Genomic DNA, 15438 nt, shown 5'->3' with positions numbered 1-15438 from the left:
CGCCATGCTGAGTTTGTGGTATGCGTGGCGCAAAACCGGGGCCGGGTCAATTGGAGGCATGACAGCACATGGTGTCACTGAGGCAATTCGGATCGATACTCGCGCTGGTCGCAGGTGTTTACGGGGCAGGGTTTGCCGCAACCGCGCAGGCACAGGAATCCAGCAACCGCGTCGCAGCCGAAACAGATTGGAGTGTTTTCGTAGAAGAAAGCCCCAAGGAATGCTGGACAGTTTCAGCGCCGCGCGAAACCGTCAACACGCGGGGCGGCCAGCCTGTTCAGGTGCGCCGGGGGAATATTTTGCTTTTCGCAACCTATCGGCCCGGACGCAGCACGCCCGAAATCTCTTTTACCGGCGGTTACCCGTTTGCAGGCGATTCGACGGTTGGTCTGACAATTGGCACTGACGAGTTTCAGCTTTTCGTGGATGGAGAGTGGGCATGGGCAGGCTCTCCCGAGGAAGACCAGCGTATCTTTGCTGCAATGCGGGCTGGCGCGGATGCCGCTTTGACGGCGCGCTCCTCTCGCGGGACCAATACGCGCGACACGTTCTCGCTGTTCGGGTTTACGGCTGCATCGCAAGAAGCCGCGCGTCAATGCGCTGAGTAATCGGCGCATTCGCAGAAATTCATGCCGCCCGGGCTGTAAACCTCGGGCGGCTTTGTTATATGCCAAAGATAGGTATATCGAAAAGAGGCCGCAATGCGCTTAGATGCTCCGATCACACAGGATGTTCTGACCCTGCCACGCAAGCTGGCAGAGGGGGGCAAGCGCAATCTTGTCGGCCTGACGCGTGCGCAGATGGCAGATGCGCTGGTGGCGATGGGCACACCAGAGAAGCAGGCGAAAATGCGGGTGGGCCAGATCTGGCAATGGATCTACCATTGGGGCGCGCAGGATTTCGAGGTGATGACCAATCTTGCCAAAGGCTACCGTGCGCAACTGGCCGAGCAGTTCGAGATTTCCCGCCCCGAGATTGTAACCCGCCAGATTTCCGAGGATGGCACGCGGAAATACCTGCTGCGCATTGCAGGCGGGCATGAGGTCGAGGCGGTTTACATACCCGAAGAAAGCCGTGGAACCCTTTGTATTTCTTCACAAGTTGGCTGCACGCTAACCTGTTCATTCTGTCACACAGGCACGCAGAAACTGGTGCGCAACCTGACTGCGGCAGAAATTGTGGGGCAGGTTCTGGTCGCGCGCGATGATCTGGGGGAATGGCCCATTCCCGGCGCGCCCAAGGATGAAACCCGCCTTGTCAGCAATGTCGTGCTGATGGGCATGGGCGAGCCGCTGTATAATTTCGACAATGTGCGCGACGGCATGAAAGTGGTGATGGATAACGAGGGGCTGTCGATTTCCCGCCGCCGGATCACGCTGTCCACCTCTGGGGTGGTGCCCGAAATTGCGCGCACGGCAAGCGAGATTGGCTGCCTTCTGGCCATCAGCTTTCACGCCACTACAGATGAGGTGCGCGACAAACTGGTTCCCATCAACAAACGCTGGAATATCAAGACATTGCTGGATGTTCTTCGTGATTATCCGCGCCTGTCGAATTCCGAGCGGATTACCTTTGAATATGTCATGCTGAAGGATGTGAATGATAGTGATGCCGATGCGCGCAGGCTGGTCAAGCTGATTGCGGGCATTCCTGCCAAGATCAACCTTATCCCGTTCAACGAATGGCCCGGCGCGCCCTATCAGCGGTCAGACTGGGCGCGGATCGAGGCATTTTCGGATATTGTTCACAAAGCAGGCTATGCCAGCCCCATCCGCACCCCGCGCGGCGAAGACATTATGGCTGCCTGTGGCCAGTTGAAATCCGCGACAGAACGCGGGCGGATGTCGCGCGCCGAGATTGCTGCACAGGCGGGGGGCTAGGCCATGCCCGTTGTCTTGCTGGTGGTCATGGGCGCGCTGGCAGGGGTGTTGGCCACGCGGCTGATGCGCATGAATACCGATCTGCCCACAGCCATGATCATTGGCGTGCTGGGCGCGGTCGTGGGCGGGCTCGGGTTCAGGTTCCTGCTGACTTCTGCCAGTTGGGTGGGCGTTTTTGTTCTGGCCCTATTGGGGTCGCTGGTGCTGCCTTGGCTTTGGAAGCAATATCAGGGGCGGCGTTGATTTTTTATTTTCTATTAACAGCTTAGTGATGAATGTCTGATAAGTATCCTGTGAATGTAAGTTTTTGTATCGTCAAGGCTGCGGGCTGCGCCGGATCGGCATTTTTGCTGACAGCGCAAGCTGTTGATAACCTTGTACAATATCTGTTCGGGCCTGGGGCCTTCTGGTTGATCGCTTCATTTTTCATTGCGGGTTTTTGGGGGATGGAGTATTTTTGTGTCCACGGGAAGGATGATGAGCAATGAAAGACGATAAGTTGAAAGTTGTTTGTTTTATGTGCTTCATCTTCGGCACTGTCGTTCCGTGGGGCATGTTGGCCACAGGCGCCGCGATGTCGTTTGCGTTTGACGGCGCTGTTATTGGCTTGGTTTCGGCATGGCTTATCCTTGGTGGTTTGGTGTTGATGGGTGCATCGGCTGCATTGTCGCATCTTTTGTCGCGCAGCTCGGGACGTGTATAGCGACAAGCTGCTCACGCCTTTGGCGGGCGGCTTTTATACACAGGCAGGCACCAGCCAAACAGCATGGACCCCGCGCGCAAGGCGAAAGTGGTCACCCCGCAGGTCAGAAGCGCCACAAGGGCGGAATCGACCAAGAGTGTAACCACCACGGCCGCCAGCGCGCCTGATAGCGCCGCTGTGGCATAGAGTTCACCCTTTTTCAGAACCAAGGGCACTTCGTTGCAAACCACGTCGCGCATCAGCCCGCCAAATGTGCCTGTTACAACCCCCATAATCAGCACCACTGGCCAATCCTGCCCCATACCAAGCGCGACCCCCACACCCGCAGGCACCGCCACTGCCAAAGCCAGCGCATCCAGCCATTCCAGCGTGCGCAGGCGCGATTCCACCAGATGCGCTGTGAAGAAAACCAGAATTGCCGCAACGCAGGCCGACAGAATTACGCCCGGATCAGCCACCCAGAACACCGCATCGCGGTTCAGGATTACATCGCGCAATGTGCCGCCGCCCACCGCTGTCAGGCAGGCCAGAAACACGAAGCCCACAATATCCAGCTGCGCGCGGCTGGCGGCCAGCGCGCCTGTCAGCCCGAAGATGAAAACCGCCGCGTAATCAAGCCCTTGCAGCAAGGTCATGATGTGTTTTTCGCAGGCTTATACGGGGCCATCCCTGCGCGCGCCAGTTCATCTGCGCGCTCATTCTCCGGGTGGCCCGCATGGCCCTTGACCCATTCCCAGACAACCTTGTGGCGCGCCTGTGCTTCGTCCAGCCGCTGCCACAGTTCGACATTCTTGACGGGTTTTTTGTTCGCGGTGCGCCAGCCATTGCGCTTCCAGCCGTGAATCCAGCCGGTTACCCCGTTTTTCACATAGGCGCTGTCGGTAACGATGGTTATCTCGCTTGGCCGCTCCAACACTTCCAGCGCTGAAATGGCGGCCATCAGTTCCATGCGGTTATTCGTCGTCTCGGCCTCTCCGCCTGACAATTCGCGCTCCTTCAGGATCTCCGCGCCGCGCATGGCGCGCATCAACACGCCCCAGCCACCGGGGCCGGGGTTGCCCGAACAGGCCCCATCGGTATAGGCGACAAGATCAGGCATCACAGCGCCACATAGCCGGGCAGGGCCGCCACACGGTCCAGCCAGTCGCGTAGCGCCGGAAAGGGCGCAAGATCGAAACCGCCGCGTGCCTCTGCCGTATGCGTATAGGCATAAAGGCAAAGATCGGCGAGGCTTGCGTCGTCACCCACCAGCCAGTCGCGCATGCGCAAGTGATCGTCCATGATCTGCAACAGGCCATTGCCGCTGGTCAACAGCTCCGCCAGCCGCTCTGGCGTGGCCTGTGCCTTGCGGTGGGGGTAGTTCAGCAGGGCGGCGCGCACAGCGATCACCCCTTCATGCTGGTTTTGTTCCCAGAACATCCAGGACAGCATCTGCGCCTGTTGCAGCGCATCCTTGGGCACAAAGCGCGTGCCTTGGCCCAGCCAGACCAGAATCGCGTTTGATTCGGGTAAAAGCGTGCCATCGTCCAATTCCAGCACAGGCGCCTTGCCAAAGGGCAGGCGGGTTTCGGCCTTGGCCTGTGTCAGGGTGTCTGACCCGTATTCAACATCGATTGTCTGTACTGGCTGATCCAGCAAGGCCAGCAGCAGCCGAACCTTGTAGCTGTTCCCAGAGGAGGGCATGGAATAAAGCTTCATACTAGGGCTTTCTTGGCTGAATGGCGTCTTTGGACCAGCTTTATCCCAGCCAGAGACCCGCCGCCAGACACAGCACGACCCCGCTTGTCAGAATCAGGCGAAGCTGCATCCACCAGCGCGGGGTCAGGCCCCAGCGGCTGAATTGCAGATCAATCACCAGCAGCACGACAAAGCCGGTGATCAAGGCGGTCAGTGCCTGTGTCGCGCCCCCGCCCACAAAGAAAAATGCCCAAAGCGCTGGCCCGACAGATAGCGCGTAGCCTGTCCATGCCATCTCTGCCCCGCGCGCGGCGAAACCCCACAGCACGCCGGACATGAAACACAGGATCACCACGCCATACGCGATCAGCACATATGGGCCGATGAAGCGCGGGCCAATCACATCCAGCGTGAGTTGCGCCAGGGCGGGCGACAGCAGCGTGGCCACGCCCCAGAAAAACGGCAGCAGCCCAGACAGGCCCAGAACCAGCGCAGAACGCGGGATCATGCGGTTTCGCGCAACACGCGCGGCACCTTGAATTCAACGCGCTCTTTCGCAGTCTCGACCAGTTCAACTGTCACGGCATAGCGGGCGCGAAACGCGTCGATCACCTCGTTTACCAACTCTTCAGGGGCAGAGGCACCGGCTGTGATGCCCACCGATGTAATCCCCGCCAGCGCGCGCCAGTCAATTTCGGTGGCACGCTGGACAAGTTGGGAATAGGCGCAGCCCTTGGCGCGCCCCACTTCAACCAGCCGCTGCGAGTTCGAGGAATTGGGCGCACCGATCACCAAGAGCGCATCAATCTTGGGCGCGATGGCCTTGACCGCTTCTTGCCGGTTGGTGGTGGCGTAGCAGATATCTTCCTTATGCGGGCCAATGATGGCGGGAAAGCGCGCTTTCAGCGCGGCGACAATCCCTGCGGTGTCATCGACCGATAGCGTGGTCTGGGTGATGAAGGCCAGCTTTTCAGGGTCGCGCACATCCAGTTTCGCCACGTCTTCGGGCGTCTCGACCAGCAGCACTTCGCCATCGGGCAGTTGCCCCATGGTGCCAATGGTTTCGGGGTGGCCCTCATGCCCGATCATGACCATTTGCAGCCCATTGGCGTGGTGGCGCTCTGCCTCGATATGCACTTTGCTGACCAGCGGGCAGGTGGCATCGACATATAGCATTTCGCGGGCTTGTGCGGCGGCAGGCACGGATTTCGGCACGCCATGCGCGGAAAAAATCACCGGGCGGTCCAGCGGGCAATCGTCGAGTTCTTCAACAAACACCGCACCTTTTGCGCGTAGCCCGTCGACGACATATTTGTTATGCACAATCTCGTGGCGGACATAGACCGGCGCGCCCCATTTCTCGAGCGCCAACTCGACAATCTTGATCGCACGGTCCACGCCTGCGCAAAACCCGCGCGGCGCTGCCAGATAGAGGGTGAGGGGGGGGAGTTCGGTCATGGTCTGGCCCTTGATTTCCATGGGCCAGACCTAACCCTTGCGGGCCATGACGTCCAGTATTTTGCGCCGCTTATCCTGCTACGCAATCGGCAATCGCCTGCGCCATGTTGCGCATCAGCGCAGGATACAGCGCCGCGCCGGGTTCCAGCGTCACGCCTGCGGGGTCCAGTTCCGCACCCACACGCACGCCTGTGCCTTCAACCACCGTGTCGATATAGCGCGAGCTGTGATTGACCTCTGGGAAGATGCAGACAGCGCCATCGGCTTGCAATTCTGCGCGCAGTTCTGCCAGACGTTGCGCACCGGGCGCTGCGGCATCGCCCAAGGCGATTGTCCCTGCCACATTAACCCCGAACTGGTGTACAAGATAGCCATAGGCATCGTGGAACATGACCAGCGGCGCATCCCCAACAGGGGCCAGAATCTCGGCAATCTCAGTTGAAAGCTCTGCAATCTGGGCGCGCGCAGCTTCGGCATTGGCGCGGTAGGTGGCGGCATTGTCGGGGTCATTCTCGGCCAGCTCATCCGCAATCAGATCAAGCCAGATTTCCACATTGCCGGTGTTCATCCAGGCATGCGGGTCATTGCCATCGTGCGAATGGCCATGGTCATCATGCGCATGGTCATCATGCCCGTGGTCGCCGTGTGCATGGTCATCATGCCCGTGGTCGCTGTGGGCGTGGTCATCATGCCCGTGGTCGCTGTGGGCGTGGTCATCGTGTCCATGATCATCATGCCCTTGGTCGCCGTGTGCATGGTCATCGTGTCCATGATCATCATGCCCGTGGTCGCTGTGCCCATGATCATCATGCCCGTGATCATCATGCGCATGGCTATGGTCGTCGTGATCATGCCCGTGATCATCATGCGCATGGCTATGGTCGTCGTGATCATGCCCGTGGTCATCATGCGCATGGCCATGATCGTCGTGGCCGTGGTCATCATGCCCGTGGTCGCTGTGCCCATGATCGTCATGCCCGTGGCCTGCTGCGAAGCCTTGCAGGTGCAAACCTTCTGCCTTGAGAAGGGTCACAACCTCACCCTGCGCCTCGATCCCGGACAAGGCGCGGGCCATCCATGGGGTCAGGTCTTCCCCGACCCAGAAGATCAGGTTCGCATCCGCAAGCGCGCGCGCCTGAGAGGGGCGCAACTGGAACGAATGCGGGTCGCCGCCACGGTCAAGCAGCAGGTCGGGCTGGCCGACATCGCCCATAACCATCGAGACAAGCGAATGTGTGACCGCGAAATCCGTGACCACATTCAAATCTTTTGCGGCAATCGGTGTGGCCATCATGGCGCAAGCAAGCGCGAGTGAGTAGCGCATCCCATCCTCCTTGTGTTATAAAGTCTCAACACCTATCTAACGTTATATCATAACAGTCAAGGCGGCGATGATGACAGAGCATGCGGGGCGGGGCGGTTTTTGCTGTTCAAGCCATAGTGGCACAGAAAATGCGCAAGCGATTCTGGATCTGGCCGAGGCGCGCGCCAAAGATCGCAATGTCCGCCTGACGCCCGTGCGGCGCCGGACGTTAGAGATTTTGCTACAGGCGCATGGCGCTTTGGGCGCGTATGACGTGTTGGAGCGGCTGGCGGTTGAGGGGTTTGGCACCCAGCCCCCTGTCGCCTATCGTGCGTTGAACTTTCTAGTCGAAAACGGAATGGCGCATCGAATCAGGCGGCTAAACGCCTTCACCGCCTGCGCCCATCCCGCAGAGGACCACCGCGCCGCCTTTCTGATCTGCGAGGCGTGTGACAGTGTGACCGAAGCTGCGGCCGGGGGGGTGAATGCTGCGCTGAATGCCGCTGCCGATGCGGTGGGCTTTGCACTTGACCGTGCCACGATCGAGGCAGTGGGCCTGTGCCGCGCCTGTCAGGGGGCCCAAGCGTGAGCCTGATTACAGCGGCAGGGCTGGGCGTCAGCTATGGCGGGCGCAAGGTGTTGTTCGACATCAACTTTCAGATGGAACGCGGCGAGATTGTCACCATTGTCGGCCCCAACGGGTCTGGCAAAACGACATTTTTGCGCGCACTGTTGGGGGTTGTGCAGCCCTCGCGCGGGCGGATCACACGCGCGCAGGGCGTCACTGTGGGGTATGTGCCGCAACGCCTGCATATCGACCCCGGCCTGCCTTTGCCTGTCGCGCGGTTTTTGTCGCTGCCAAAGCGGCGTAGCGCGGCTGAGATTGCGCAGGTGCTGGCGCGTGTGGGCGTGCCCGATGTGGCGCGCCAGAACATGGCCACGCTGTCGGGCGGGCAGTTCCAGCGCGTGCTGTTGGCGCGCGCATTGCTGGTCAAGCCCGATATTCTGATGCTGGATGAACCGACTGCAGGGCTGGACCAGCCCGGCGTGGCCAGTTTCTACCGCCTGATAGACGAAGTCCGCCGCGAGCTTGGCTGTGCGGTTCTGTCGGTCAGCCATGATTTGCATGTGGTGATGTCAGCCTCGGACAGGGTGATCTGCATCAACGGGCATGTCTGTTGCGAAGGGGCACCCCATGTCGTGCGCGCAGCCCCCGAATACCGCGCGCTGTTTGGTCTGGGAACGGGCGGGGCGCTGGCGCTGTATCAGCACAGCCATGACCACGACCATACGCATGACCACGACCATGACCACGACCATGACCACGAAAAGGACCACGCGCATCATGCTGGATGATTTCATGCTTCGCGCAACACTTGCTGGGCTGGCGGTGGCGATGGCCACAGGGCCATTGGGGTGTTTCGTGGTCTGGCGGCGCATGGCCTATTTTGGCGATGCAACCGCGCATGCTGCGATTTTGGGTGTCGCTTTGGCGCTGGGGTTCCAGATCAGCATATTTGTGGGCACGATGGTTGTGGCGCTGGTTATGGCGATGATCGTCTCGGTGCTGGCGGGGCGGGGCTGGGCGATGGACACGACCTTGGGCGTGCTGGCGCATTCGGCGCTGGCCTTTGGCTTGGTGGCGGTGTCGTTCCTGCCTGCGGTGCGGGTGGACCTGTCGGCCTATCTGTTTGGCGACATTCTGGCGGTGTCGCGCTTTGATCTGGCTGTTATCGCGGCGGGGTCGGTGCTGGTGCTGGGCTTGATTCTGTGGCGCTGGTCGGCATTGCTGACGGCCACGTTGAACGAGGATCTGGCCCATGCATCCGGCATCAATCCGGGGCATGAGCGGCTGGTTCTGACAATCGCGCTGGCCGTGGTGGTGGCGGTCGCGCTGAAGATCGTAGGCGCGCTGCTGATCGCGGCGCTGTTGATCATTCCGGCAGCGGCGGCGCGCAATTTCGCCCGCTCGCCCGAAAGCATGGCCTTGGGGGCGATTGTCATTGGCGGGCTGTCGGTCTGGGGCGGGTTGCAACTGTCGCTGATGCAGGACACCCCCTCTGGCCCGTCAATCGTGGTGTTTGCGGCCCTGATCTTTCTGGCCACCACGATTGCAGGGACTGTGCTTCAGAACCGGTCGGGGCGGTAAGGCGCGATATCCAGCGCAGGCGCGCGCCCGCCCACCAGATCGGCCACAAGGCGCGCTGTGATGGGGGCAAGCGTCAGGCCCAAATGGCCATGGCCATAGGCATGGATCACATCCGCGCCTGCGCTTGAAGGGCCAATGACAGGGCGCGAATCCGGCAGCGAGGGGCGAAAGCCCATCCAGCGCCGGTCAGGTTCGGGCAGGTCGGGCAGAATGGCGCGCGCGCCCCGTTCCAAGACCGCCCAGCGATGGGGAGAAGGGGGCGCTGTCAGCCCGCCCAATTCTACCGTGCCCGCCACGCGCAACCGCCCCGCCATGGGGCAGAAATAAAACCCGCGCGACACAGGCGTCATCTGGCGGATCAGGCGCGGGGTGGGGCAGTCATATTCCAGATGATAGCCGCGTTCGGTGTCCAGCGGCACGCGATTGCCCGCCATGGCGGCGAGTTGCTTTGACCATGCGCCCGCTGCCAGAACCACCTTGCGGGCAGACAGGTTCAACCCGCGCCCCGTCAGCCGCACGCGGCCTGCGTCGCGCTGCAACCCGCTTACATGCCCCTCTATGCGCTGCACCCCTGCCGCATCGACACTGTCGCGCAACAGACGCAGCATGGCAGTGGGGTCATCCAGCGTGACTGTGCGGGGGAAAAACGCGGCGCCTGCACCAATATGCGCAGGCAGGCCGGGCTGTAGCTGGCCCAACTCATCGCGGGTGATCTGCTCTACCGCGACCCCGAGGGCGCGGTAGGGGCGGAAATCGGCGGCGCGGCGCTCTGCCTCTGTCTCGAAAAGATATAGCGAACCGAGGGGTTTGAGCAACCGACTGCCCCCGATCTGCGCGGCCATATCGCGCCACGCTTGGGCGGTGGGGGCAAGCAGCGCGGCAATCGCGCTTGCATTGGCTTGGGCGCGGCGGGGCAGGCATTCGCGGGCAAAGCGGGCCAGCCACGGCGCAAGGGTCAGGGCGGCACTGGGGCGGATGGCCAGCGGGCTGTCGCGGTTGAACAACAGCGCAGGCAGATTGCGCAGCACATCTGGCGTGCCAACAGGCATGACCGCGTAATCGGCAATCACACCGGCATTGCCGTAGGATGCGCCGCTCTCGTCATCTTGCGGGGCAATCAGCGTGACCTCATGGCCTTGATCGCGCAGGACAAGCGCGCAGCACAGGCCGACAATGCCGCCCCCGATAACTGCAACCTCTGTCTGCGCGTGCATGCCAGCCTCAGGCCACGCGCTCGGCAGTGAATTGCAGGCGTGCAAGGCGCGCATACAAGCCCCCCTGCGCCACCAATTCGTCATGCGTGCCGGTGGCGACAATGCGCCCCTCATCAAACACCACAATGCGGTCGGCCTGTTTCACAGTTGCCAGACGATGCGCGATGGCGATGGTGGTGCGCCCTTTCGACAGATGATCAACCGCGCGCTGGACAGCGGCCTCGGATTCAGCGTCCAGCGCGCTGGTCGCTTCATCCAGCAGCAGGATCGGCGCATCGCGCAGGATCGCGCGCGCAATCGCCACGCGCTGTTTCTGCCCGCCAGACAGCATGACGCCGCGTTCGCCCAGTTCCGTGTCATAGCCATTGGGCAGGCGCCCCAGAAAGGTATCGGCATGTGCGGCGCGGGCGGCAGCAAGAACTTCGCTGTCAGACGCATCGGGGCGGCCAAAGCGGATATTGTCCATCGCAGAGGCGGCAAAGATGACAGGGTCTTGCGGCACCAGCGCAATCGCGCGGCGGAAATCGCTGCGCGCCATGTCGCGCAGGTCCATGCCATCAATGCGGATATACCCTGATTTTGGGTCATAATAGCGCATCAGCAATTGCAAAATCGTGGTCTTGCCCGCGCCCGAGGGGCCGACAAGGGCCACGGTTTCGCCCGGTGACACGCTTAGACTGACATTTTCCAAGGCTTGCTGGCCTGGGCGGGTCGGGTATTGAAAACTGACCGCATCGAATTGCACCGCGCCGCGTGTGGGCTTGGGCAGGGGTTTGGGGGCTGGGGGGTCTTGCACAGCATCTTCTGCGGTCAACAACTCGATCAGCCGCTCGGTCGCGCCAGCGGCGCGCTGCAACTCCGACCAGATTTCCGACAGCGCGCCCACCGAACCCGCAACGATAACCGCATAGATCACGAATTGCGCCAGTTCGCCCGGTGTCATGACGCCGGCTGCCACATCGCGCGCGCCGACCCAGAGCGTGCCCAGAATGCCGGTGAATACCAGCGATATGACAATGACGGTCAACAGTGCACGGGTAAAGATACGCCTGCGCGCCACATCGAAGCTGGTTTCTGTCACGCGGTCAAAGGCTGCGCGACTGGCGGCCTCATGCGTGTTGGCCTGCACTGTCTGAACCGCGCTGAGCGCCTCCGAGGCATTGCCCGAACTGGCCGCGATCCAGTCCTGATTCTCGCGCGAGAGTTTGCGCAGCTTGCGCCCCATCACCACAATCGGCACGATGATGACCGGCACCATCAGCAGCACAAAGCCCATCAGTTTGCCCGAGGTCAGCCCCAGCAGGATCAGACCGCCCATCAGCATCAGCGCATTGCGCAGCGCGATCGACACGGAAGACCCGATGACCGATTGAATAAGCGTGGTATCTGTCGTCAGGCGCGAGAGCACCTCGCCCGTCATGATCCGTTCATAAAACGCAGGGCTGCGGTCGATAACGCGGGCAAACAGCGCCTTGCGAATATCGGCCACGATCCGTTCGCCCAGACGGGTGACGAAATAATAGCGCAAGCCTGTGCCCAGTGCCAGCAACCCCGCCAGCCCGAAGGCGCCCGCAAAATACTGGTTCAGCAGCGCCATTTCGCGGGCTTCGAACCCGTCCACAACGCGGCGCACGGCCAAGGGCAGGGTCAGCGTGATGGCCGCAGTGGCGACAAGCGCCAGCATGGCCACAGCCAGCAACAACCTATAGGGGCGAATGAAGGGCCATAGCCCTTGCAGCGCGCCCATATTTCTGGATTTCGCGCGGTCTTGCTGCGCTGCACTTGTGTCTGTCATGCGGACTTGCTCTTGCTGTTGCGCGTTTGGTTTAGGTCAGCAATCGCAAGGGGGCAACCCCCCGCATTGGCACAGTGTTCTGGCAATCCGGTCCTTGGTGCCGGAATATATGCCAAAACACGAATTTAGCGGCCAGTTTGTGCCAATGCTGTCAAGGCAGGCCACGCGCCCTTACGCGGCCTTTTCCATCCGCAAAAAGGTAAACACCCCCAAACTGGTCAATGGTGTGTCTTCGACAAGCAGCAAGTCAGACACGCCCAGCACACGATCTTTGGGGAAATTTGAATGCCAGCCCATCCAGTCGGCGAAGGGGGCGAATTTGCGTTCCAGCCATGCCAGCCAGCCTTCATCGCGGGCAAAATGATTGACCAGCAGTATTTGCCCGCCGGGTTTGCACACGCGCGCCATCTCGGCCATGACCTGTTCGGGGTCGGGGACAACCGAGATCAGATGCATCGCCACGACTGTGTCAAAACTGGCATCGGGGAAATCCAGCTTGCGCGCGTCCATCTGGCGCAGGTCGCGCACATGGGTCAGTTTCTCTTCTGCGACCTTGGCGCGCGCGCGGGTCAACATATCGTCGGAGAAATCGATCCCGGTCACGTCAAGGGACGGGTTGTAGAAGGGCAGTGCAAGCCCCGTTCCCACGCCGACTTCCAGCACGCGGCCACCAATTGTATTGGCCACTTTGGTTGCATGGCGGCGTCCGGTATTGGTGATGCGACCAAAGGTAAGGTCATAAATCGGTGCCCAACGGCGGTAGCTTGACGTAATTGCTTCGGGTTTCAAACTTGGCCCTCCCATCCCAGCTTGCGCCAGATGTGGGCCAGTCCTGCCCCAAGGTCAACCTGTGGGCTATGCCTGCGTGGTCAAACTTTCCGTTATGTCCGATTTTCAGGCAGGTTACATCGAGAAGCTGATGCCACACCCACAGCTTGATGACGCATTCGGGTTGTCAATGATGAAGCGCGAGCCGATCAACTCTTCGGTGAAATCGACAACTGCGTTTTCCAGAAAGGGCAGCGAGACGGGATCGATCAGCACTTTATGACCGTCTTTTTCCAACACCAGATCATCTGCATTGGGCGCGTCAAACCGGATATCATATTGAAAGCCAGAGCAGCCGCCGCCATCGACGGCAACGCGCAAGGCCTTGACCTCTCCGGTATCTTCGGCAATCTCGGCCAGACGGGCAAAGGCGCGGTCGCTTACGCGGGGGGGTAGGGTCAGGGACATTGGGGTCCTGTCTTTATTTCCGATTACTTTGCTCTGATATAAGCAAACCGATAGCGTTCGGCAAGATGGCTGGAGATGAAATGCTCAAACCCTATGCGACACGGCCCGAAGATTCGCGCGGGCGTCTGCACCCGGAGGCGATGAGCACCTTCCGCTCGCCTTTCCAGCGGGACCGCGACCGGATTATCCATTCCAGCGCCTTTCGCAGGCTCAAGCACAAAACACAGGTGTTTATCGAGCATGAGGGCGATTACTATCGCACGCGGCTGACCCATTCCATTGAGGTGGCGCAGGTCGCGCGCACGCTTGCAGGGGCGTTGGGGCTGAATACCGATCTGGCCGAAGCCATTGCGCTGGCGCATGATCTGGGGCACCCGCCTTTTGGCCATACGGGCGAAGATGCACTATGCGATCTGATGGCCCCTTATGGCGGGTTTGACCATAATGCACAGGCGCTGCGCATCGTCACCTTGCTGGAACGGCATTATGCCGATTTCGACGGGCTGAACCTGACATGGGAAACGCTGGAAGGGATTGCCAAGCATAACGGACCTGTGGCGCGCGCAGATGGCACGCCCCTGAAGGGCGAGGCGCTGCCCTATGCGCTTGTCGAATGTAACGCGGCCTTTGATCTGGAATTGAACGGTTATGCCAGCGCCGAGGCACAGGTGGCCGCGATTGCCGATGACATTGCCTATAACCACCATGATCTGCATGACGGGTTGCGCTCTGGCCTGTTTACCGAGGCTGATCTGATCGACCTGCCGATCACTGGCCCGGCCTTTGCCGAAGTGGACCGTCTGTATCCGGGGCTGGATGTGATGCGCCGCCGGCATGAGGCGCTGCGCCGCGTCTTCGGGGTGATGGTCGAGGATGTGTTGCTGGTGGCCGAGACTCGGCTTGGGCCGGCCAATCTGACCCATGCGCAGGATATCCGCGATCTTGATCTGACGATCATCCGGTTTTCAGACCGGCTGTTTCGGGAATTGAAGGTGATCCGGCAATTCCTGTTCAACCGGATGTACCGTGCGCCATCTGTGGTGGAAATGCGCGCGCAGGTGACAACCATGGTACGCGAGTTGTTTCCGTTATTCATGGCGCGGCCTGAATTGCTGCCCTCAGAGTGGCGGCGCGATATGGATGCCGCCTATGGGGACACAGAACTGGCCCGGATTGTGGCGGATTATGTATCTGGCATGACCGACAGGTTTGCCATTCAGGAACATGCGCGCCTGATCCGTGGCGAGCGGCCACAGGCCGAGCGCTACCTGTAGTGGGGGCGCCATTCGCCCCCCATCGAGGGGGGTCTCATGGCGGGGCAGACCTGCGGTTGCCCGGTCGCAAGTCGGGCGCTGGCGCCAAGCGTCTGCTGACGCAGGCAGGCGGCATGTGCAGGACATACACCTGTTGCACGACCACCCCCGCCCCCTGCCGCCAACCCGCAGGGCCGAGGCTTTATTCCACTTGACACACGGGCCTTGACTGGCGGACCTTGGGCCAATGTGTCGCAGCCTGTTCAGGTTGCGCAAGCGACAAAACAGGAGGCGCGTTTCATGCTTGTCAGTCAGATCATCCGCAACAAACCGCAGCAAGGTGTTGTGACCGTCCCGCCGGGTACTTCTTTGGCCGAGGCCAGCAAAATTCTTTCCGACAAGCGAATCGGCGCGGTTGTGATATCGGCCGATGGCAAATCGGTTGCGGGCATCTTGTCAGAGCGCGATGTCGTGCGCGAGTTGGGCAAGCGGGGCGCGGCCTGCCTGAGCGACAAGGTGGATGACGTGATGACGCGTAGCGTTTTCGGCTGCAGCCCCGATGACAGTACCGATCTGGTGTTGCAAACCATGACCCAAAAGCGCTTTCGTCACCTGCCGGTCATGCAAGAGGGCGAGATGGTCGCCCTCATCTCGATCGGGGATGTGGTCGCGGCGAAACTGTCCGAGCTGCAACTGGAAAAAGACGCGCTGACCGGCATGATCATGGGCTATTAAGCGCAGGTTTTTGCGGCAAGCGGCTTGCATATCCG

General features: G+C 60.8%; 20 protein-coding genes. 10 read left to right on the top strand and 10 right to left on the bottom strand.

Going from position 1 to position 15438, the window contains the following annotated elements; genetic code table 11:
- Positions 1-68 precede the first annotated feature (68 nt).
- The 5 genes from BG455_RS05925 (at position 69) to BG455_RS05905 (ending at position 2583) form a co-directional block, all read left to right on the top strand.
- Positions 69-608 (top strand): hypothetical protein, encoded by a 540-nt coding sequence (locus BG455_RS05925; protein ID WP_071469023.1) that lies wholly within the window; start codon positions 69-71, stop codon positions 606-608.
- Positions 609-701: 93 nt separating this feature from the next.
- Complete coding sequence (gene rlmN, locus BG455_RS05920; protein ID WP_071469022.1) at positions 702-1880, top strand: dual-specificity RNA methyltransferase RlmN; 1179 nt, start codon at positions 702-704, stop codon at positions 1878-1880.
- Between the two features lie 3 nt (positions 1881-1883).
- Positions 1884-2123: a GlsB/YeaQ/YmgE family stress response membrane protein gene (locus BG455_RS05915; RefSeq protein ID WP_071469021.1), complete on the top strand. Its 240-nt coding sequence runs from the start codon at positions 1884-1886 to the stop codon at positions 2121-2123.
- 32 nt (positions 2124-2155) lie between these two features.
- The gene (locus BG455_RS05910; protein ID WP_071469020.1) at positions 2156-2368 is read left to right on the top strand and encodes a hypothetical protein; all 213 of its coding nucleotides are present in this window, start codon (positions 2156-2158) and stop codon (positions 2366-2368) included.
- Positions 2365-2583, top strand: a complete 219-nt coding sequence (locus BG455_RS05905; RefSeq protein WP_071469019.1) for a hypothetical protein — start codon at positions 2365-2367, stop codon at positions 2581-2583. The genes BG455_RS05910 and BG455_RS05905 overlap by 4 nt, the downstream gene beginning before the upstream one ends.
- Before the next feature lie 11 nt (positions 2584-2594).
- Here the strand turns inward: BG455_RS05905 and BG455_RS05900 are convergent, their stop codons facing one another.
- From BG455_RS05900 to BG455_RS05875, 6 genes are all read right to left on the bottom strand, one after another.
- Positions 2595-3218 carry a trimeric intracellular cation channel family protein gene (locus tag BG455_RS05900; RefSeq protein ID WP_071469018.1) on the bottom strand — a complete coding sequence of 208 codons (624 nt, stop codon included), beginning with the start codon at positions 3216-3218 and terminating at the stop codon, positions 2595-2597.
- Complete coding sequence (rnhA, locus tag BG455_RS05895; RefSeq protein WP_071469017.1) at positions 3215-3682, bottom strand: ribonuclease HI; 468 nt, start codon at positions 3680-3682, stop codon at positions 3215-3217. The genes BG455_RS05900 and rnhA overlap by 4 nt, the downstream gene beginning before the upstream one ends.
- Positions 3682-4281 (bottom strand): glutathione S-transferase family protein, encoded by a 600-nt coding sequence (locus BG455_RS05890; RefSeq protein WP_071469016.1) that lies wholly within the window; start codon positions 4279-4281, stop codon positions 3682-3684. The genes rnhA and BG455_RS05890 overlap by 1 nt, the downstream gene beginning before the upstream one ends.
- Positions 4282-4321: 40 nt before the next feature.
- On the bottom strand, positions 4322-4768 hold the full coding sequence (locus BG455_RS05885) for a DUF3429 domain-containing protein (protein ID WP_071469015.1): 447 nt from the start codon (positions 4766-4768) through the stop codon (positions 4322-4324).
- Positions 4765-5718, bottom strand: a complete 954-nt coding sequence (gene ispH, locus BG455_RS05880; RefSeq protein ID WP_071469162.1) for a 4-hydroxy-3-methylbut-2-enyl diphosphate reductase — start codon at positions 5716-5718, stop codon at positions 4765-4767. Before ispH ends, BG455_RS05885 begins: the two co-directional genes overlap by 4 nt.
- A gap of 70 nt (positions 5719-5788) precedes the next feature.
- Complete coding sequence (locus BG455_RS05875) at positions 5789-7042, bottom strand: zinc ABC transporter substrate-binding protein (RefSeq protein ID WP_071469014.1); 1254 nt, start codon at positions 7040-7042, stop codon at positions 5789-5791.
- 67 nt (positions 7043-7109) lie between these two features.
- Between BG455_RS05875 and BG455_RS05870 the strand changes: the two genes are divergently transcribed.
- From BG455_RS05870 to BG455_RS05860, 3 genes are read left to right on the top strand one after another with little or no spacing between them, the layout of a single operon-like run.
- Complete coding sequence (locus tag BG455_RS05870; protein ID WP_425438717.1) at positions 7110-7610, top strand: transcriptional repressor; 501 nt, start codon at positions 7110-7112, stop codon at positions 7608-7610.
- On the top strand, positions 7607-8377 hold the full coding sequence (locus BG455_RS05865; protein ID WP_071469013.1) for a metal ABC transporter ATP-binding protein: 771 nt from the start codon (positions 7607-7609) through the stop codon (positions 8375-8377). The genes BG455_RS05870 and BG455_RS05865 overlap by 4 nt, the downstream gene beginning before the upstream one ends.
- Complete coding sequence (locus BG455_RS05860) at positions 8367-9170, top strand: metal ABC transporter permease (RefSeq protein ID WP_071469012.1); 804 nt, start codon at positions 8367-8369, stop codon at positions 9168-9170. The genes BG455_RS05865 and BG455_RS05860 overlap by 11 nt, the downstream gene beginning before the upstream one ends.
- Here the strand turns inward: BG455_RS05860 and BG455_RS05855 are convergent.
- The 4 genes from BG455_RS05855 to BG455_RS05840 all read right to left on the bottom strand — a co-directional run bounded on the left by BG455_RS05855 (position 9149) and on the right by BG455_RS05840 (position 13409).
- A complete protein-coding gene (locus BG455_RS05855; protein ID WP_071469160.1) occupies positions 9149-10384 on the bottom strand; it encodes an NAD(P)/FAD-dependent oxidoreductase in 1236 nt (411 codons plus the stop codon). The genes BG455_RS05860 and BG455_RS05855 overlap by 22 nt on opposite strands.
- A gap of 7 nt (positions 10385-10391) precedes the next feature.
- Positions 10392-12179: an ABC transporter transmembrane domain-containing protein gene (locus BG455_RS05850; protein WP_071469011.1), complete on the bottom strand. Its 1788-nt coding sequence runs from the start codon at positions 12177-12179 to the stop codon at positions 10392-10394.
- A gap of 171 nt (positions 12180-12350) precedes the next feature.
- Positions 12351-12968 (bottom strand): class I SAM-dependent methyltransferase, encoded by a 618-nt coding sequence (locus BG455_RS05845; protein ID WP_111361117.1) that lies wholly within the window; start codon positions 12966-12968, stop codon positions 12351-12353.
- A gap of 114 nt (positions 12969-13082) precedes the next feature.
- Entirely contained in the window at positions 13083-13409 is a 327-nt protein-coding gene (locus tag BG455_RS05840) for a HesB/IscA family protein (RefSeq protein ID WP_071469159.1), read from the bottom strand.
- Between the two features lie 86 nt (positions 13410-13495).
- On the opposite strand from BG455_RS05840, the gene BG455_RS05835 reads away from it, so the two are divergent.
- Positions 13496-14689, top strand: coding sequence for a deoxyguanosinetriphosphate triphosphohydrolase (locus tag BG455_RS05835; protein ID WP_071469009.1), 1194 nt, complete (start codon positions 13496-13498; stop codon positions 14687-14689).
- A 279-nt stretch (positions 14690-14968) separates the two neighbouring features.
- Positions 14969-15403: a CBS domain-containing protein gene (locus tag BG455_RS05830; protein ID WP_071469158.1), complete on the top strand. Its 435-nt coding sequence runs from the start codon at positions 14969-14971 to the stop codon at positions 15401-15403.
- Positions 15404-15438: the final 35 nt, after the last annotated feature.

It is taken from the genome of Roseinatronobacter thiooxidans, from assembly GCF_001870675.1.
Taxonomy (GTDB): domain Bacteria; phylum Pseudomonadota; class Alphaproteobacteria; order Rhodobacterales; family Rhodobacteraceae; genus Roseinatronobacter; species Roseinatronobacter thiooxidans.
The sequence above is the reverse complement of the archived record's forward strand: the minus strand, read 5'-3'. Positions and strand labels throughout refer to the sequence as shown.